Origin of the sequence: Enterococcus sp. DIV1206 (assembly GCF_051712485.1) — a bacterium.
In the GTDB taxonomy this organism is placed as follows: Bacteria; Bacillota; Bacilli; order Lactobacillales; family Enterococcaceae; genus Enterococcus; species Enterococcus faecalis.
Window position 1 is genome coordinate 669,817 of record NZ_JBIOOZ010000001.1, and the last position, 20,570, is coordinate 690,386.

14 protein-coding genes are annotated in these 20,570 nt (G+C 36.7%); 12 read left to right on the forward strand and 2 right to left on the reverse strand.

Annotated elements, in window-relative coordinates; all coding sequences use genetic code 11:
• The first annotated feature begins 61 nt into the window (after positions 1-61).
• Complete coding sequence (queA, locus tag IGK86_RS03320) at positions 62-1,093, forward strand: tRNA preQ1(34) S-adenosylmethionine ribosyltransferase-isomerase QueA (RefSeq protein ID WP_016616503.1); 1,032 nt, start codon at positions 62-64, stop codon at positions 1,091-1,093.
• A gap of 344 nt (positions 1,094-1,437) precedes the next feature.
• Here queA and IGK86_RS03325 read toward each other — a convergent pair whose 3' ends face one another.
• Positions 1,438-1,743 (reverse strand): helix-turn-helix transcriptional regulator, encoded by a 306-nt coding sequence (locus IGK86_RS03325; RefSeq protein WP_002355748.1) that lies wholly within the window; start codon positions 1,741-1,743, stop codon positions 1,438-1,440.
• Positions 1,744-2,565: 822 nt separating this feature from the next.
• Here IGK86_RS03325 and IGK86_RS03330 point away from each other — a divergent pair.
• Positions 2,566-5,211 (forward strand): calcium-translocating P-type ATPase, PMCA-type, encoded by a 2,646-nt coding sequence (locus IGK86_RS03330; RefSeq protein ID WP_438742014.1) that lies wholly within the window; start codon positions 2,566-2,568, stop codon positions 5,209-5,211.
• Positions 5,212-5,544: 333 nt separating this feature from the next.
• Complete coding sequence (locus tag IGK86_RS03335) at positions 5,545-7,551, forward strand: KUP/HAK/KT family potassium transporter (protein WP_002381294.1); 2,007 nt, start codon at positions 5,545-5,547, stop codon at positions 7,549-7,551.
• A gap of 69 nt (positions 7,552-7,620) precedes the next feature.
• On the opposite strand, the gene IGK86_RS03340 is transcribed toward IGK86_RS03335, so the two are convergent.
• Positions 7,621-8,319, reverse strand: coding sequence for a helix-turn-helix domain-containing protein (locus tag IGK86_RS03340; protein ID WP_010828600.1), 699 nt, complete (start codon positions 8,317-8,319; stop codon positions 7,621-7,623).
• Positions 8,320-8,444: 125 nt separating this feature from the next.
• On the opposite strand from IGK86_RS03340, the gene IGK86_RS03345 reads away from it, so the two are divergent.
• The 9 genes from IGK86_RS03345 (at position 8,445) to dnaI (ending at position 20,508) form a co-directional block, all read left to right on the forward strand.
• On the forward strand, positions 8,445-10,589 hold the full coding sequence (locus IGK86_RS03345) for a heavy metal translocating P-type ATPase (protein WP_002361337.1): 2,145 nt from the start codon (positions 8,445-8,447) through the stop codon (positions 10,587-10,589).
• Positions 10,590-10,712: 123 nt separating this feature from the next.
• On the forward strand, positions 10,713-12,137 hold the full coding sequence (locus tag IGK86_RS03350) for a helix-turn-helix domain-containing protein (protein WP_016616501.1): 1,425 nt from the start codon (positions 10,713-10,715) through the stop codon (positions 12,135-12,137).
• A 68-nt stretch (positions 12,138-12,205) separates the two neighbouring features.
• The gene (locus tag IGK86_RS03355; protein WP_025193951.1) at positions 12,206-13,117 is read left to right on the forward strand and encodes an aldo/keto reductase; all 912 of its coding nucleotides are present in this window, start codon (positions 12,206-12,208) and stop codon (positions 13,115-13,117) included.
• A gap of 188 nt (positions 13,118-13,305) precedes the next feature.
• Positions 13,306-15,954, forward strand: coding sequence for a DNA polymerase I (gene polA / locus IGK86_RS03360; protein ID WP_010828604.1), 2,649 nt, complete (start codon positions 13,306-13,308; stop codon positions 15,952-15,954).
• A gap of 99 nt (positions 15,955-16,053) precedes the next feature.
• The gene (gene mutM, locus IGK86_RS03365) at positions 16,054-16,896 is read left to right on the forward strand and encodes a DNA-formamidopyrimidine glycosylase (RefSeq protein WP_010713835.1); all 843 of its coding nucleotides are present in this window, start codon (positions 16,054-16,056) and stop codon (positions 16,894-16,896) included.
• Positions 16,893-17,492: a dephospho-CoA kinase gene (gene coaE / locus IGK86_RS03370; RefSeq protein ID WP_010713834.1), complete on the forward strand. Its 600-nt coding sequence runs from the start codon at positions 16,893-16,895 to the stop codon at positions 17,490-17,492. The genes mutM and coaE overlap by 4 nt, the downstream gene beginning before the upstream one ends.
• A 179-nt stretch (positions 17,493-17,671) precedes the next feature.
• Positions 17,672-18,154, forward strand: a complete 483-nt coding sequence (gene nrdR, locus IGK86_RS03375) for a transcriptional regulator NrdR (RefSeq protein WP_002381296.1) — start codon at positions 17,672-17,674, stop codon at positions 18,152-18,154.
• Between the two features lie 15 nt (positions 18,155-18,169).
• Complete coding sequence (locus IGK86_RS03380) at positions 18,170-19,579, forward strand: replication initiation and membrane attachment family protein (RefSeq protein ID WP_010713833.1); 1,410 nt, start codon at positions 18,170-18,172, stop codon at positions 19,577-19,579.
• Complete coding sequence (dnaI, locus tag IGK86_RS03385) at positions 19,579-20,508, forward strand: primosomal protein DnaI (protein ID WP_002355760.1); 930 nt, start codon at positions 19,579-19,581, stop codon at positions 20,506-20,508. Before IGK86_RS03380 ends, dnaI begins: the two co-directional genes overlap by 1 nt.
• The last annotated feature ends 62 nt before the right edge of the window (positions 20,509-20,570 follow it).

A 20,570-nucleotide genomic window follows, 5' to 3' on the forward strand; every position in this document is an offset into this window, starting at 1 on the left:
CCAGAAACAAGAAAAAGTGTTAGAATAACCAAGATAAAAACTAGTAGAAAGAGTGACGGAAATGCTAAGTACAGAAGATTTTGATTTTGATTTACCAGAAGAATTAATTGCTCAAACCCCACTAAAAGATCGCGCTAGTTCACGATTATTAGTTGTAAATAAAGAAACAGGGGACATGAAGGATAAACATTTCCATGATATTCTTGATGAATTACAGCCTGGGGATGCATTAGTCATGAATAATACACGGGTACTGCCGGCCCGTTTATATGGAGAAAAACCTGAAACAGGCGGTCATTTGGAAGTTTTACTTTTAACAAATACAGAAGGCGATACATGGGAAACCTTGATTAAACCCGCGAAACGTGCAAAAGTCGGCACGGAAATTCAATTTGGCGATGGTCGCCTAAAAGCGGTGGTTAAAGAAGAGTTGGAACATGGTGGTCGAATCATTGAATTTAAATATGATGGTATTTTCTTAGAAATTTTAGAATCGTTAGGAGAAATGCCATTGCCGCCATATATCAAAGAACGTCTAGATGACCCAGATCGTTATCAAACGGTTTATGCTGAAGAAAATGGTTCAGCTGCAGCACCAACAGCGGGTTTGCATTTTACAAAAGAACTATTAGAAGAGATCAAAGCAAAAGGTGTTCATCTCGTTTATTTAACTTTACATGTCGGTTTAGGAACATTCCGTCCCGTGAGCGTTGATAATATAGAAGAACATCATATGCATAGCGAATTCTATCGTTTAACTGAAGAAGCGGCTAAGCAATTAAATGAAGTACGCCAAGCAGGCGGTCGGATTGTTGCGGTTGGAACAACTTCTATTCGTACGTTGGAAACAATTGGCACAAAATTTAATGGTGAAATCCAGGCTGACAGTGGCTGGACCGATATTTTTATCACACCAGGGTATCAATTTAAAGTCGTAGAGGCTTTTTCAACGAACTTCCATTTACCAAAATCTACGTTAGTGATGCTTGTGAGTGCCTTTGCAGGAAAAGACTTAACATTGGCTGCTTACCAACATGCAATTGAGGAAAAATATCGTTTCTTTAGTTTTGGCGATGCAATGTTTATTAAATAAGCGACACTTTGTGAGCAGAATACTTGGGATTGAAACAAAAATATATTATGATAAACACGTGATTTTTGGAATCACAGTAAAGGTGTGCTTTATTTTTTCTTCCCCTGTAAATAATAAAGTTAGAAACCAAAACGCTACTAGAGTAAAAATGCTTAGTAGACAATCTTAGAATAAAAAGAACGACGCAACCAAGGTTGCGCCGTTCTTTTTTTATGTAAGAAAAGATTAATTATTGAAACAACAATACGAAGAAGTGCTTTCTTCGTATTGCCGGTACTAAGTTGTACCTCGGCAACTCCAAGTACAATCAGAAAAATTGTCTTGTTAAGTACAGCTTATACTGTTTAGGCTTCTTGTTCTACATCGTCATTCAGTGTTTCTTTGAAGGTGAACACATCATCAATGGTTACGCCAAAGACGTTCGCGATGTCATGCGCAAGAAGTAATGAAGGATTGTACTTGTTTCGTTCCAGTTGAATAATTGTTTGTCGAGAGACACCGACTCGATTGGCCAAATCTTGCTGGGTCATACGAGCCATAGCACGATAAACATGAATTGAACTTTCAAACGAAGATTTTTTCTTTTTTCGCATAGCATTCCCTCCTTTAAAAGAAGATAAAATAGAATGTGCACCTTGAATATAACACATATGATTATTTGATACAAATATATTTTATTGCCTGAAAGAAAAAACCGAGCTTAAATTTAAGCTCGGCCTTGTTAACGGGAAGACATCAATTGGTTGAATAAGTGTTTACATTTCGCGATACATGTAAAGCAAAAGGTGAACGTGATGTGGTGAAACTAAAACCTTGTTTTCATACAGTTTCGACGCTTGGATGGTGGATAACTTGCGTTAGGTGATAACAGATAGGGTAAATGCTTTATAGAAACTCCATCCTTCTATAACCTTTCCCTATTTTCCGATACGAGTTATCACTAACAATTACTCTACACGTATTGTTTACAGGTGAATCTTGCAATTCTAACAACTTTGAGTTTACCGATTTTTATCTACTGAGAAAATCTTCAACCAATTGATTTGCATGTCCTCCTTACACTTAAATAATAGCACCTTTTGGAAGCGCTTGCAAGTTATAACGCTTATTAATAAGATTAAATATAATATTTTTCTGGTTATTTTATAACATGTAAAATAAATAATCGTGCGAACCAAATAACATTGTATTTTTTGTTGTTTTTGTGTTGAATATATAGAAATAAACTATTTTTTTATCAGACAAAATGAAAAAAATGTCCATTGCTTTTTGGCTGAATTCGTTTCTTTTTTCATAAAATTCCCATAATCAAATAGAAACATTGCTGTAGCAACAACGAAAATACCAGTTTTTTCTGGACATATGAGAGAACGCTAAGCCAAAGATGAAAAAAGTTGCGTGTTCAAAAAAAATCATGTTATATTTAATAGAGACACTATTATATAGGAAGAAAAAATTAGAGGGGGAATAGGATGGAAGCTTACAAGCAAACTGTCGATACTGTCACAAAAGAAGTTTCAGTCAATACTGAAACTGGTTTAACACAACAAGAGGCCCAACAACGGCTGAAAGAAAATGGCCGCAATCAATTTGAAGAGGCTAAGAAGGATTCTGTGTTAAAGAAATTTATTCACAGTTTATCTGATTTTACAACGATTATTTTATTAGTTGCTGCGGCAATTTCGTTTTATACAGCAATCGTAACAGAACATGGCGAATATTTTGAAGGAATCTTAATTATTGCAATTGTGATTATCAATGCTGTTTTGGCCATTGTTCAAGAAGGAAATGCTGAAAAATCTCTGGCGGCTTTACAAGACATGAACAAGCAAAGTAGTGCAGTCTTACGAGATGGCAAGGTAATCGAAGTCGATGCTGAAGAACTAGTAGTAGGAGATGTTCTAGTTCTTGAAGCTGGTTCAATGATTACAGCCGATGCACGACTTATTCAAGCTTCTCAAATGCGCGTAGAAGAGTCAGCACTAACAGGTGAAAGTGAACCTGTTGAAAAAGATCCTACATACGTGGGGCATGACGATGATGGCTTAGGAGATCAAATAAATATGATTTTCAAAGGCTGTACCGTTGTGAATGGCCGCGGACGAGCAGTAGTAACTGCAACAGGAATGAATACGGAAATGGGTAAAATTGCTGGGTTACTGAATAACAGCGATCAGCAAAAAACACCATTACAAAAACGCTTGAATCAATTAGGCAAACGTATTAGTTTGTTAGCCTTAGGGGCTGCGGCAATTGTTTTCATTATTGGTGAACTGCAAGGAGAACCGCTTCTTGAAATGTTTATGACAGCCGTTTCCTTAGCGGTGGCAGCTGTACCAGAAACACTAACCGTGATTGTAACGTTAACCTTAGCATATGGTGTTCAAAAAATGGCTAAGAAACATGCGATTATTCGTCGATTGCCAGCAGTAGAAACGCTAGGAACTGCGAATGTTATCTGTTCTGATAAGACAGGAACACTGACACAAAATAAAATGCGCGTCCGCCGAGTATGGCATCGTGGTGATGAAGTAACGGATACGGAAGATGCCATGACCGATGAAGCCATGGAAGTATTGAAAATGGCTGCTTTATGTACAGATGTCATTGTGGAAAAAGAAGGCGATGAACTAACTGTTACAGGGAATCCGACAGAAGCGGCAATTGTTCGTGCTGTCGAAGAAAATTATCATACTAAAGAAGAACTTGAAGAAAAATATCCTCGTATTGGTGAAATTCCCTTTGATTCAGAACGAAAAATGATGACTACGGTCCATCAATGGGGGAAAAAGTACATCTCAATTACTAAAGGAGCCTTTGATGTGTTACTACCACGTTTTGGTTTCGGAGATGTCGATCAAGCGGCTATTGTTAATGATCGTTTCGGAAAACGAGCGTTACGAGTTATTGCTGTCGGTTATGCCGTATATGATGAACCACCCAAGGAAATTACATCAGAGGCTTTAGAAAAAAATCTTCGCTTGTTAGGCTTAATTGGCATGATTGATCCACCACGTCCAGAAAGTAAGGGCGCCATTGCTCGTGCGAAAAAAGCTGGAATTAAAACAGTCATGATTACTGGTGATCACGTGGTAACAGCCAGTGCAATTGCTAAAGAATTAGGAATTTTAAAAGATAAAAGTGAAGCCTTATCTGGTTCAGAACTGAAAAAAATGAGTGATGAAGAATTAGATAAACGTGTTAAAGATTTATCCGTTTATGCACGTGTAACCCCTGAAGATAAAATTCGAATTGTTCAATCATGGCAACGTTCTGGCGCTGTTGTAGCAATGACCGGAGATGGCGTGAATGATGCGCCAGCCTTGAAAGCTAGTGATGTCGGTTGCGCAATGGGGATTACTGGAACAGATGTGGCCCAAGGCGCTTCAGATATGATTTTGACGGACGATAACTTTGCAACTATTGTTGATGCGGTTGCACAAGGACGTGCCGTGTACCGAAATATTCGTAAAGCCATTAACTTCTTGTTAAGCTGTAATATTTCTGAGATTTTTATTGTTTTAATTGCCATGTTACTTGGTTGGGGTGCGCCATTTACTGCAGTTCAACTGTTGTTTGTTAACGTGGTCGCAGATGGGTTACCTGGTTTTGCATTAGGAAAAGAACCAGCGGAAAAAGGAATTATGGATGAGGCACCAATCCCTAAAAACGAAGGGATTTTTGCACGAGGCTTATGGCAAAAGATTGGGATTAATGCAGCAGTGTTCACAGTCATTACTTTGTTTGTTTTTTACCTAGGTGCTTTTGTACCAGGTGTTTCAGCCTATGTTTCAAACAGCTATGAAGTTGGACAAACAGTGGCATTTTTAATCTTAGCTTATTCCTCTATCTTACATGTCTTTAATGTTCGTAGTGCGAACTCTGTTTTCCGTGTAAAATTATCAAGCAACAAGTCGCTCTTTGAAATGGTCGTTTTAGCATTACTAATTACCACAACCATTGCTTTATTACCATTCACACAAGAACTATTTGGATTAGTGCATATTAGTTTAAATCATTGGATGTTAGCAATTTTCCTATCCTTTGTGCCAATTTTCGTCAATGAAATGATTAAGTTCCATTTCTCTGAAGTTGAAGAGGAAGAAGAAGTGATTTAAATTTAACAGGAATAAAAGAAGCTACTTTTGTTCAGAAAATTATCTTAATAGTTAGCAAGTGGGGCAGCAGTCGTTTCGACTGCTGCCCCACTTATTTTTGATTTTCCTTTTTTCAAAATAGGTGGGTTTCTTATCTAAGATGAACATTCTCTAATAAAAAGACTTGCTAAACGATTTAAAACGTATTATAGTGAGTAGCATCGTTAGTCAAAAAGCGCTTTTTGACTAATGAAAAAGATATATAAAACGTTATATAATAAAGAGTTTTAAAAGTTTTTATGGAGCTGTTGGTTAAACTAAACGAAGTCATTTCTTTTGTAGGAGGAAAGTATTGTGTTACACAAAGCAGAGGGGTTTGATCGTCGGAAATTTACGATGGCAGGGATCTTAGTTGCCATGGGCGTTGTCTATGGAGATATTGGAACGAGCCCTTTATATGTAATGAAAGCCATTGTAGGAGATAATGGTGGCTTGGCACGGGTTTCTGAATCGTTTATTTTAGGTTCGGTCTCGTTAATTTTTTGGACATTGACTATCTTAACCACGATTAAATATGTTGTTATTGCTTTAAATGCTGATAACCATGGAGAAGGTGGGATTTTCTCTCTTTATACATTGGTTCGTAAAAAAAGTAAGTATTTGATTATTCCCGCAATGATTGGCGGCGCCGCTTTACTGGCTGATGGCGTTTTGACCCCGGCTGTGACAGTGACGACAGCGATTGAAGGCTTACGGGGGATTCCAGCATTTTTTGAACGTTTTGGCAATGACCAAACGATTATAGTGGTTATTACGTTGACGATTATTTTAATTCTTTTTTCTGTTCAACGATTTGGAACAGAATTGGTCGGGAAAGCTTTTGGGCCGATTATGTTCTTGTGGTTTACTTTTTTAGGCATCATTGGTTTAATGAATTTTAGCCAAGATTGGACGGTTATTCGTGCATTAAATCCATATTATGCTTTGCAATTACTAGTCAGTCCAGAAAATAAATTAGGTCTATTTATTTTAGGGAATATTTTCTTGGCTACAACTGGTGCTGAAGCTTTATATTCTGATTTAGGGCATGTAGGAAAAATGAATATCCGCATTAGCTGGCCGTATATTAAGATTTGTTTGATTCTTAATTATTTAGGGCAAGCTGCGTGGTTGTTAACGGTCAAAGAAAACCCTGAAATGCAGGCATTAGCTGAAATTAACCCATTTTTCCAAATGATTCCACGAGGTATTCTCGTATTTGGCGTTGTTTTTGCAACAATCGCCGCAGTGATTGCTTCGCAAGCGTTAATATCAGGTTCGTATACTTTAGTTTCTGAAGCGATTAAATTGAAGTTATTACCAAGACTTAAAATTATTTATCCTGGGAGCAATATCGGTCAAATGTATATTCCAGCGGTAAATTTAATTTTGTGGTTAGCTTGTTCAGCAATCGTGCTGGCTTTTAGAACATCGACACACATGGAAGCTGCGTATGGTCTATCGATTACGATTACGATGTTAATGACAACCATTTTATTATTGTTTTATCTTTTGGATAAAATTCCAGCTTGGTCTGCGTATCTAATTTCCTTGTTCTTTGCTGCCATTGAAGTTGTCTTTTTCTTTTCAAGTGCTGCGAAGTTTTTCCATGGTGGATATGTTGCTGTGGGAATGGCAGTCTTCTTGTTATGCATCATGATTATTTGGGAACGCGGCAACGAGATTAAAGAAGCAACGGCGGAACAAGTGTCGTTGGAAAAATATGTACCACAACTTAAAGCTTTGAAAGAAGATACATCTGTACCAATGTATCAAACCAACGTGGTCTTTTTAACCTCCGATCGAGTGGATGGCGAAATTAATCGTAATATTATTTATTCGATTTTGGACAAACAACCAAAACGAGCGAATGTTTATTGGTTTGTTAATGTTCAGGTAACAGATGAACCCTTTACTCAAGAATATTCTGTTGATATGTTAGGGACTGATTTTATTGTGCAAGTTCAGCTATATTTAGGCTTCCATATTTCTCAAGAAGTGAATGTATATTTAAGACAAATTGTTCATGACTTGATGAAAACAGGCCGCTTGCCAAAACAGCCACAACGTTATTCATTAACGCCAGGAAGAGAAGTTGGCGATTTCCAATTTGTATTAATTCAAGAAGAATTATCTAACGTTTCTGAACTGAAAAAATGGGATCGACAAATTATGCAGGCAAAATTAGCTATCAAAAACTTAACTACCTCTCCTGAAAGTTGGTTTGGCTTGGAATACAGTGAAGTCAAATATGAATCCGTTCCTTTAATCATTGGTCCACAACGGAAAACGCACTTAGTTGAACGAAAGAATCGTTCATAAATAGAAGAAATTTAACTAAAAGATTGAGCCTAAGTCCTTGAGATACATGGCTCAATCTTTTTTGTAGAATCAGAGTAAATACTGTAATTCCACAAAGAATTCATTTAAAAGTGTTTGGTCTTTAAAGGAATTCATTCGCTTAAAGATGGCCAGTAAGACTTCTTTTTGTGGTTCAGTTAATTGATCTACTTTTAACAAAGGAAGAAAAGCGATAATCAGAGAATAATCCAATTCTGGATTTTGAGAATGTGTAAATAATTCATGGAGTTCTGACAAAATAAACGGATGATAATAAGATTGGTCAGACTGTTCTTCTGCAGTTGTTGGTTCATAAATAGAAATACTCTCTTGGGAATGAGAGGGGGCTTCTACTGTTAAAGGAAAAGCATAAAAGGACTGCTGTAACTTTTGCGCTTGAATCATAATTTTTAATGAATCGTGATAGGATAGATGTTCTTCAGATAAACGTACCATCAACTGAGTAAAAAAAGGTGGTTTTAGTAGTTGTTTATTTTGAAAATTTTCTTTTAATAGCTGGCGCACAAATCGATCAAAATCACCATAAAGTAGCCAATCTACTGTTGTGTCACAGGCTTTAGCGATTTTTTTTAAGTATCGTTTATTGGGTAAATTCAAACCTAATTCCCAGTTACTAATTGTACTTCCACTAGATAAACCAATTTTATTGGCTAAATAACGTAAAGTGTACTTCTTCTTTTTTCGAGCTTCACGCATGCGTGCCCCGACTTGCTTTGTAGTAATTTTCATTGAAACACTCCTTTTGTAATAAATATGAGGATAAGGTGTTCTTAAAATATACATACGCAAAATTCAGCTCTTTTTTTTTCTAAACTAAAAAAAGTAATTATTTCTAACAATTTTCATCTTGTGCTATGCTTAAGATGAAAATACTTAAGAAGAGAAGGGATCATATGTCAGCAAAACATAATCATGAACAACATCAGGAAAAACAGCCAACAATGTCCCACGATAAAATGAATCACATGAATCATGACATGGCGCATGAACAAATGGCTATGTCACACCAACATGAAGGAATGAAGGGAATGGACCATTCAATGCATATGGGGAATTTTAAACAAAAATTCTGGCTGTCATTGATTTTAGCTATTCCGATTATTGTTCTTTCACCAATGATGGGTTTTCAATTACCTTTTCAATTTACTTTTCCAGGTTCTGATTGGTTGGTCTTAATTTTAGCAACTGTGCTATTTTTTTATGGTGGACAACCATTTTTAAGTGGCGCTAAAATGGAATTACAGCAAAAGAGTCCAGCAATGATGACGTTAATTGCGATGGGGATTTCGGTATCATATTTTTACAGCTTATATGCGTTTTACATGAATCATTTTACGAATCAGGCCCACGTGATGGACTTTTTCTGGGAATTAGCCACTCTGATTGTTATTATGCTTTTAGGTCATTGGATTGAAATGAATGCTATTTCTAATGCTGGTGATGCCTTGAAAAAAATGGCTGAACTGTTGCCTGACACAGTCAAGCGAATGACTGAACATGGGGAAGAAGAAATTCCTTTGCAAGATGTCCAAGAAGGCGATCGCTTGATTGTTCGTTCGGGAGATAAAATTCCGACAGATGGTAAAATTTTGAAAGGAAGTACAACAGTCGACGAATCGATGGTTACAGGGGAATCAAAAACAGTAGAAAAAAACATTGGTGACTCCGTGATTGGTGGAGCTGTCAATGGCAACGGAATGATTGAAATTTCGGTAACTGGCACGGGTGAAAATAGTTACCTGTCAAAAGTTATGGAGATGGTTAAACAAGCGCAATCGGAAAAATCAAAACTAGAATCCATTTCAGACCGTGTAGCCAAGTGGTTATTCTATATTGCCTTATTCGTAGGTGTGTTAGCATTTATCGGTTGGTTACTCGTAACGAAAGATTTGTCTCTAGCATTTGAACGAATGGTTACAGTTTTTATTATTGCCTGTCCCCATGCGTTAGGCTTAGCAATTCCTTTAGTGATTGCTAGAAGTACCTCCATTGCTGCTAAAAATGGCTTACTTTTAAAAAATCGGAATGCATTAGAACAAGCCAATAAGGTTGAATATGTGTTGCTGGATAAAACTGGAACTTTAACAGAAGGACAATTTACAGTTACTGGCTTAGAATTAATGAGTAAGCAGTTTACTAGAGAAGAAGCACTTAAATATATTGGGGCATTGGAAAAAAATGCAAATCATCCGTTGGCAATTGGAATCATGAACTATTTAAATAAACAAGCCGTTCAACCTTATGAAGCCCATAATCTGCAAGCTTTATCAGGCGTAGGACTGGTTGCTACTGTTCAAAACCAAGAAGTCAAAATAGTCAATGAAAAAGAAGTTGCACGGTTACAGTTAACCTTCGATGAAACAATTAAAACAAACTATCAAGAGCAAGGAAATACCTTGAGCTATTTAATCATCGCTGGTCAATTAGTCGCACTGCTTGCTTTAGGAGATAAAGTCAAACCAGAAGCTAAAACATTTATTGCAGAGTTACAAGCGCAAGGAATTACGCCAGTCATGTTAACAGGGGATAATCAAACAGCTGCCAGTGCAGTTGCTAATTATTTAGGAATGAAGGAATACTACGCAGAGCTCTTACCAGAAGATAAAGAAAAAATTGTGCAACAGTATCTTACTGAGGGGCATCAGGTCATGATGGTAGGAGACGGTATTAACGATGCACCAAGTTTAGCCCGTGCTTCAATCGGCATTGCGATAGGCGCTGGTACAGATGTAGCGATTGATTCGGCAGATGTTGTACTGACGGATAGTGATCCTAAAGATATTTTAAGGTTCTTAGATTTAGCCAAACAAACACGACGTAAAATGATCCAAAATCTTTGGTGGGGAGCTGGGTACAATATTGTCGCCATTCCTTTAGCGGCTGGGGTTCTTGCACCAATTGGGATTGTTTTAAATCCAGCTGTAGGTGCTGTCTTGATGTCATTAAGTACAATTATTGTAGCAGCAAATGCTATGACACTGCATATTTCAAAAAAATAATTCGATATAATTGTAGAGAGCGGAAAGTAATCAATACTTTTTGTTCTCTATTTTTTTCTTCTTAAAAAAATTTTTGCCTTATTTGACGTATTCTTATAACAAGGGAGTGAAAGGGGACGATATATGGATTTCAAGGAATTATTGTCTTTTGAACATAAAAATATGTTGGAATTGTTGGATTTACTGCAACAAGAGCAGACATTTTCTGTTTTGATGGCTGCAGAAAAACTAAAGGTGAGCGACAAAACCATCCATTGTTACATTCAACGTTTTGAAAAAAAGCAGGAAACGTTTAAGATAGAAGGGCTTTGTAAGATTTATACAACGACCAAAGGAATTGTAAAATATCGTGAATTATGCGTTTGTGGCTTGGCTCGATTTAGACAAAAATTTTGTTATTTTATTCCCGAATTTTATATTTTACGTTGTCTAATTGAAGAGCGAATCAATTATGCGCAATTGACCCAGGTATTGGGATTACAGGAATCAACTCTTCGGAAGAAACTTTCTAATATTCGACGTTGGCTAGTTAATTTTGATATTATTGTACGTCAAAAACATTACGATTTAACTGGCAATGAATGGCAAATTCGACAGTTAATCCTTTGTTTTTATTTGTTTTTTCAAGAAAGCTGTCTGGAAGAAAACAGAGAAATGACTCGGAAAATCATTACCTTTTTTGAGTTGGATTTAAATGTAGCACAACAGAATCATCTTAGTTGGCTAATTTATATTTGGGAGAAACGATATAGAGGCGGGCATGAAATTTCAGTGCCAAATGCTAATTTATTTCAACAAACAAGTGCTTTTTTTTATTTATTTCGTGTGGAAGTGTTGAGCACTTCTTTTATGTCTCTTAAAGAACAAAAAGCGTTATTTGTGATTCTTGAAGCACATTTTGGTGGTTGTTTTGGCAAGAGAGCGCGAAAGTATTTTATTCATGAGCAAATGAAAATAGAAAGTTTATGCTTAAAAACAGCTATTTTTATTATGAAAGAAATTAGGAGAAATTTTACACAACATCATTTTAATTATCAAGAAATTCATTTATGTCGATTTTTAAGTACGCATATGAATAGTTTATTAGACGGACAAGCATGGTTGCCAGCTCATAAACAGGAACAAACACTTGCTGCTCGTTATCAACAAACCTGGCACAGATTACAAAAACTTATTAGGCTTTTAAAACGCCTATATCCAGTCTTTACTTCAGTAAAAGAACGGGAATTGACGAGTTGCTATTTTTATCACATCCTAGATTTATTTGACCCGATTTTATATGAAAAAAAATATATTATTTGCCTATTGACGGACTTTCCTCCAGAAAAGGAACAAGCGTTGGGACAATCTATAAAAAGCTATTTCAGTGAAAAAAAGAATATTACAATTATTTATGGAAAACCAACGTATCAACTTCACCAAGCACATCTAGTAATCGTCAATCATTTGTTTCAGATGAACGTAGCGCTTTCTTCTGAGACAGTTGTTTATTTGCCAGAGGAATTATCTTCTGCTTTTTTTGAAAAAGTCGAAGCGAATCTACCGTAAGAAGTCCAATTTTGTCTAAATAGTGTTAAAATGAAGAAGTAAGAGGAATGGATGAGGAGGATATTAAAATGAAACAACTGCAATTTGGTACAAGTGACGAAACAGTTTCTTCGGTTATCTTAGGATGTATGCGCTTAAATGGTGCTGAAAATCCTCAACAGGTAATTGAAACTGCTTATGATCATGGCATTACATTTTTTGATCACGCCGACATTTATGGTGGCGGCGACTGCGAAACCATTTTTGGTAAGGCCTTAAAAGAAAGTACCATTCGTCGTGAAGATATTTTTATACAAACAAAATGTGGGATTCGTCAAGGCTTTTTTGACTTTTCAAAAGCTCATATTTTAGAAGCGGTCGAAGGTAGTTTACAGCGTTTAGGTGTAGATTCAGTCGATGCATTATTATTGCATCGTCCAGATACTTTAGTGGAACCAGAAGAAGTAGCTGAGGCTTTTCATTTATTAGAAAAACAAGGGAAAGTTCGCTATTTTGGTGTAAGTAACCAAACGCCAGGACAAATTGAACTTTTAAAAACAGCTGTTAAACAACCATTATTAGCCAATCAATTACAATTTGGCATCAAGCATACTGGCATGGTGGATCAAGGCTTACAAACAAATATGGAAATATCAGGAAGCATTGATTATGATCATGGTATTTTAGATTATTCACGGTTGAAACAAATGACTATTCAAGCATGGTCACCGTACCAATATGGTTATTTTGAAGGTGTCTTTATTGGAAATGAAAAATTCCCTGTGTTAAATCAAAAATTAAGCGAATTGGCTGAAAAATATCAAACAACGCCAACTGGCTTAGCCAGCAGCTGGATTCTGCGCCACCCTGCTAATATGCAAGTCATCGCAGGAAGTATGAATCTTGGTAGAATTGAAGAAATTGCTAAAGCAGCAGACATTGTGATTAGTCGCGAAGATTGGTACGATATTTATCGTGCAGCGGGAAATGTTTTGCCGTAAAAAAGATTCTCATACTTGTGAAGATCCAGCGTGTATTGCTGATTGATTTTGGTATTTGATATAGTTGTCACTAAGGAACTATGTCAAATACCTTTTTCTTTCATTCTGCAATCGCCGTCTACTGCAAATTCTGTAGTTTTTTGTTAAAATAGAAAGGAAACTAGTTTGCTAAAGATGAGGGGAAAAAAATGACCAAAAAAAAATTATTACTCGTTGATGGAAACAGTGTAGCCTTTCGTGCATTTTTTGCGCTACATAACTCATTAGAACGATTCAAAAATAAGAACGGCTTGCATACAAATGCTATTTATGCATTTAACAATATGTTTGAAAATGTAATGCAAAAAGAAATGCCTACTCATGTTTTAGTCGCTTTTGATGCAGGGAAAACCACATTCAGAACAGAATTTTATTCAGAATATAAAGCCGGACGTTCAAAAACACCGGGGGAATTTAAAGAACAAATGCCGTATATTCGTGAACTTTTAGAAGGTTTAGGCGTAAAATATTATGAACTACCTAACTATGAAGCAGATGATATTATTGGTACATTAGCCAACAAAGTTGATAAAGATGAATTTGATGTTGTCGTGTTATCAGGGGACCGAGATTTGACACAATTAGCGACGGACACTGTCAAAGTAGATATCACTGTTAAAGGAGTTAGCGATATTGAATCATATACGCCTGAGCATATTGCTGAAAAATATGATGGGTTAACGCCTAAGCAAATTATTGATATGAAAGGGTTGGCTGGCGACACGTCGGATAACATTCCAGGTGTAACGAAAATCGGTGAGAAAACCGCGATTAAGCTGTTAAAACAATATGGCTCAGTTGAAGGGGTTTATGAGAATATCGATGAAATGAAAAAAAGCAAAATGAAAGAAAACTTGATTAATGATAAAGAGCAAGCCTTTCTTTCTAAACGTTTAGCGACAATTGAAGTCAATGCACCAGTCGAAGTCAATGTGGAAGACTTGGCATATGAAGGGAAGAACTTAGAAAAATTGGTTCCTTTTTATAAAGAAATGGACTTTAAACAATTTTTAGCTAAGTTGGACATTACAGAAGAACCTGTTGAAATGGAAGATATTTTATTTGAAGTAGTTGAAGATCAGTTAACCAATGAAATGTTTACAGACGATATGGCTCTTTATGTTGAGATGATGGCAGATAACTATCATACGTCACCGATTGTCGGCCTTGCTTGGGGCAATAACAAGAAGATTTATACCACGAATAATTTAGCTGTTTTTGAAAGTCAGCCATTTATCGACTGGTTGATGGATGAGACACGTAAAAAAAATGTCTATGATGCAAAACGGACGTACGTTGCACTAAATCGCTATGTAGGAAAAATGACAGGAATTGCCTTTGATGTTTTATTGGCTGCTTATTTACTTGATACCAATGACAATAACGCTGATATTGAAGGCGTAGCACAACATTACGGATATGATGCGATTCAATCTGATGAAGCGATTTATGGAAAAGGGGCCAAAAAAGGCTTGCCAGAGGACGAAGAAGTTTTCTTTGGTCATTTAGCACGTAAGATTAAAGCAATTCAATTTTTAACAAGCAAATTAGATAGCGAATTAACAGAAAAGAATCAAGCTGATTTATTCTATAAAATGGAATTACCACTTTCTCGTATTTTAGGCGATATGGAAATAACTGGTATCCGTGTTGATGCCACGCGCTTAAAAGAAATGCAAGTAGAATTTTCAGAACGTCTGAAAGAAATCGAAGAAAAAATCTATGCAGAAGCTGGCGAAGAATTTAATTTGAATTCACCTAAACAATTAGGCGTTATTTTATTTGAAAAAATGGGCTTACCTGTGATCAAAAAGACGAAAACCGGCTATTCAACAGCGGTAGATGTTTTAGAACAACTAAAAGAACAAGCACCAATTGTGGCAGATATTTTAACTTATCGTCAAATTGCCAAAATTCAATCGACCTATGTTGAAGGACTCTTAAAAGTAATTCAGCCAGATAATAAAATTCATACTCGGTATGTACAAACACTGACACAAACAGGACGATTAAGCTCAGTAGATCCCAATTTACAAAACATTCCTATCCGTTTAGAAGAAGGCCGAAAAATTAGAGAAGCCTTCGTACCAAGAGAGGATAATTGGTTGATTTTCTCTTCTGATTACTCTCAAATTGAGTTACGTGTGCTCGCGCATATTTCTAATGATGAGCATTTAAAAGAAGCGTTTGTGGAAGGACAAGATATCCATGCCAGCACTGCAATGCGAGTTTTCGGTGTTGAAAAAGCAGAAGATGTCACACCTAACATGCGTCGTCAAGCTAAAGCAGTGAATTTTGGAATTGTCTATGGTATCAGTGATTATGGCTTGTCCCAAAACTTAGGCATTACTAGGAAGCAAGCACAACAATATATTGACACCTATTTTGAAAAATATCCAGGCGTGAAGCAGTATATGGAAGAGATAGTCCGCGATGCCAAAGACAAAGGCTATGTGGAAACATTGTATCATCGCCGTCGTTATTTAAGTGATATTAATTCAAGAAACTTTAATCTACGTTCGTTCGCTGAACGTACAGCGATTAATACACCGATTCAGGGAAGTGCCGCAGATATTTTAAAAATTGCGATGATTGAAATGGCGCGTCGTTTAAAAGAAGAAAAATTACAAGCGACAATGTTATTACAAGTGCACGATGAATTAGTTTTTGAAGTACCAGAATCAGAATTAGAACAATTAAATCAACTCGTCAAAGAAGTGATGGAGCACGCAGTTTCCTTACATGTGCCACTTATCACCGATAGCAGTTGGGGAAAAACATGGTATGAAGCAAAATAATAGCTTACCCATTAAGAACGATGAATAAAATAAGGATAAGTAGGATCTGGACGTTGATATCTAAGCGTTCAGACCTCTTTATATAAAGGAGCAAAAATAATGCCAGAATTACCAGAAGTAGAAACAGTGCGAAAAGGACTTGAAAAACTTGTTGTAGGAAAAACCATTCAAGAAGTCATTGTTTTTTGGCCAAGAATTATTGAATCACCAGAAGTTGATGTATTTCAAGGTCAATTAGCTGGTCAAACGATTGAAGGGATTGAGCGAAGAGGAAAATTTCTGATTTTTAAATTGTCTGATAATGATATGATTTCTCACTTACGGATGGAAGGAAAATATGAGTTTCATCAGGCTGATGATGAAATTGCCAAACATACCCATGTAATGTTTACTTTTACAGATGGCACGCAATTACGTTATTTAGATGTACGGAAATTTGGCCGTATGACATTGGTTCCTAAGAATCAAGGTCATCAATATAAAGGGATTTTAGCTTTGGGCCCAGAGCCAACACCAGACGTTTTTCAATTAGCTGCTTTTCAACAAGGATTGAAAAAGCATCATAAGGCAATTAAGCCATTACTGTTAGATCAAAAGCTAGTGACGGGCTTGGGGAATATTTATGTAGATGAAGCACTTTGGCAAGCGCAAATCCATCCAGAACAACCAGCAGATTCCTTAAAACCTGCGGAAGTTGCTACGTTGTATCAAGCAATCATTGACGTCTTGGCACGCGCTGTTGAAGCAGGTGGAACCACCATCCGCACCTATCTAAACGCGTTAGGAGAAGCAGGGACTTTTCAAGTAGCGTTGAATGTCTATGGGCAAACAGGCTTACCTTGCAATCGTTGTGGTACGCCAATTGTTAAAACAAAAGTGGCACAACGTGGTACGCATTATTGTCCACAATGCCAACAATTGAAAGGTCGTCGATTGAAATGACAAAAGTTTTAGGCATTACAGGAGGGATTGCGACAGGTAAAAGTACGGTTGTTGCTCTTTTTAAAAAAGCGGGTTATCCAATTGTTGACGGCGACATTATCGCCCGAGAAATTGTTGCAAAAGGGCAACCAGCCTTAGCCGCAATCGTTGAAACTTTCGGACCAGAAATAGTATTAACAACTGGTGAATTGGATCGGAAAAAGTTAGGACAATTAATTTTCGCTAGTCCTCAAAAAAGAGAGCTGTTAAATGAAACGCTGAAACCTTTTTTAAGAAAAGAAATTTTACGTCAAATTGAAGAAGCTAAAAAGAAAGCCGCCCTGGTTATTGTTGATATTCCTCTGCTTTATGAAGCTCATTATGAGGCGATCATGGATCAAGTTGCTGTGGTATATGTACCAGAAAAGATTCAAAAAGAGCGTCTGATGGCCCGAAACCAATTAACAGAAGAAGAAGCGCAACAACGAATTGCTAGCCAATGGCCGATTGAAATGAAAAAAGAACGAGCAGATATCGTGTTTGATAACCAAGGAACTAGAGAAGAAACGGAACAGCAAGTGAAGAAGTGGCTAGAGAAACAAACTGGAAAGAAGTGAATATTTTTTAAATGGCGTAAAATGTTTTGAAAATTTCAGAAAAAACAGTGAAAGTCTTTGTTTTTATTAAAGAATGGCAAAGATTCAACTAAGAACCAGTTCTAAAGACCTAGTAATAGCGCAATTTCATGTTATAATATAGGCAACAAAAATTATACAGAATAGAAGAGGTGAACGTTATGCGTTGTCCAAGATGTCATCATAATAATTCCCGTGTTATTGATAGCCGTCAAGCAGATGATGGACGTGCAATTCGCCGTCGTCGTGAATGTGAAAATTGCAGTTATCGGTTCACTACATTTGAAAGAATTGAAGCGGCGCCATTACTTGTAATCAAGAAAAATGGGGATCGTGAAGAATTTAATCGTGATAAAATTTTGCGTGGGCTCATTCGCTCTGCGGAAAAAAGACCTGTTGCTATGGAACAAATGGTTCAAATTGTCGATAATGTTGAAAATCGAGTGCGTAGTTTAGGGGAAAATGAAGTCTCTACAACGCTTATCGGTGAATATGTGATGGAAGATTTAGTCAATCTAGATGAAATTGCCTACATCCGCTTTGCGAGTGTTTATCGACAATTCAAAGATATGAGCGTGTTTTTGAAAGAGTTACAGGACATTGTCGACAAAGCAAAATCTTCTTCTCCTGACTCAGAAAATTAAAAAGGAGGTCTTTCTTTGAAAGGAAATCGGCAAAGAATCCAACCAAAAAATATTTTTCAAGCGGTTATTGATTCACCGCTTTCTGATCAAGAGAAAGAGGTTTTAACCTTTTTATATCAACCAATTGTCGGCGCCAATGCGTTTAGTTTATATTGGCTTTTGTTATCTGAAACAACAGATTCAGAGGAGAATGGCTCGCTGTTTCATGCAGATTTAATTAGTTTGCTGGACTTGAGTTGTCAACAATTAGAAGAAGCTTGCTACAAATTAGAAGGCATTGGGTTGCTAGAAACGTATAAAAAAACAGATCGGGAATTAGGAGATTGTTATTTATATTATTTAAAAGCACCTGAAACAGCCGCTCGTTTTTTTAAAGATGAAGTGTTAGCTTTAGTGTTATTTAATCGGGTTGGACAACGGAAATTTGATCAATTAGTGCAAAAGTTCCAACCGCATCCTACCAAAACAGAGGGCTATCAAAATGTTTCCGCTAGCTTTCAAGAGGTTTATGCCTTTAAAGAAGAACAAATTGTTTCCGAAGCGAACCGATTGACAACGATTCAAGAAACTTTTTCTCAACAAGAAAAAGCGAAGAAAATTTCTGTATCAACAGATTCTTTTGATTGGCACTATTTTGTGGAAGGTTTGCACCGCTTAGGTTTACAATTGCCTGAAGATGAGGCTAGTTTTCAAGAAGAAGTCTATGTTTTTCATCAATTATATGGCATCAATGAGTTAGATATGGTAGACTTTGCTTCGAAATCATTTGACTATTATACAAGTCGAATTTTGCCTAAGGAATTAGTGCGAACGATTCATCAAGCGTTTGATCCTGATAAAAAACCACAACCAACAAACATAGTGACAAACAAGCAAGTACAATTGACGGTGGAAGAGCAACAAACGTATCGATATAACGCATTAAAAATGAATGGTTTTTCTGAACTGGATATTCAAATGATTATGGATAGTGAAAAGAATCCGCCTATTCAATATTTAGAAGCTTTAAAAAATAGTCGAGGCGGCTATACGACACCACAAGAACGTTCATTAGTGAAATATTTGGTTGCTAAATCAGGCTTACCGACTAGTGTGATTAATATTTTGATTAACTATGTTTACAATATTCAACAACAACCGACTTTAAAAGCGGAGTATGTGAATCGAATTGCGAATGAATGGGGACAAAGTGGCATTCATTCACCAGAAAAAGCAATTGAACATGTCAGAGAATTGGCTAAACAAAGCCAAAACAAACAAAAACAGCGACAACAAAATTATTCAGGGAAACGCCAAACTGTTCGACAAGAGCGATTGCCAGAATGGGCCGATCAGCCAAACGATGAAACAAAACTTTCCCCAGAAGAACAAGCCGAGTTAGATCGACAAATTCAAGAATTTTTAAACCAAGGAGGTGACCAATGATGGAAGACGTAGGAAAAGAAATGTCAAAAATTATCCAGAAGCGTGACATCAATGAACGATATGAAGAGCTAGTTAACGAAGTATTGAAAGATCAAGATGTTCAAGCCTTTATACAAGCAAACCGAGAGCGTTTAACCGATGAAGATATTCGTAAAAGTTATGCTAAGCTGTATGAATTTGTTCAAGAAAAAAAGAAATTTCAATTAAACGATCCGGCAATGATTGCCCCCGGCTATGAGCCAAGATTAATGTTGAATTTTCATTACATTGATGTAACATATGTCCCAACGGCTGATTTAATCGCCCGTCAGAAGGAAGAAGAAATTCGTAATCGAGTAAGGGCAATGGACATGCCAAAAGATGTCCGAGAAGCAAATTTACGAGATTTCGATCCATCTTCTCAAGGTCGAGCCAAAGCGTTAGCAGAAGCAATGCAATTTTTAAGAGAATATCCTGCGACACCAAAAGAATTTCATAAAGGGCTCTATTTACAAGGCCCCTTCGGTGTAGGAAAATCTTTCTTATTAGGTGCGATGGCTAATGCTTTAGCAGAACGTGGATTTACTACGACAATTGTTCATTTTCCAACATTTACAGTAGAAATGAAGCAAGCCATTGGTCGCGATCAAGTTGGTGAAAAGCTCGATGCAGTAAAAAAATCCCCTATATTAATGATTGATGACATTGGTGCGGAATCCATGACTAGTTGGATTCGTGACGACGTTTTAAGCGTAATCTTGCAATACCGAATGCAAGAACAATTAGTTACTTTTTTCTCTTCCAATCTAGATTTAAAAGCTTTAGAAGAGCATTTAACCGTGACGCAACGAGGAGAACAAGAGCCGCTAAAAGCCAGACGAATTATGGAACGTGTGCGTTATCTGTCAAAAGAGATTACGATGACAGGAAATGATCGACGAAACGGTTAAAGCAATCCTTTTATTTTTATGGATTGCTTTTTTTCTTGCGCTTGAAGAGGTAGCGTAAGTTT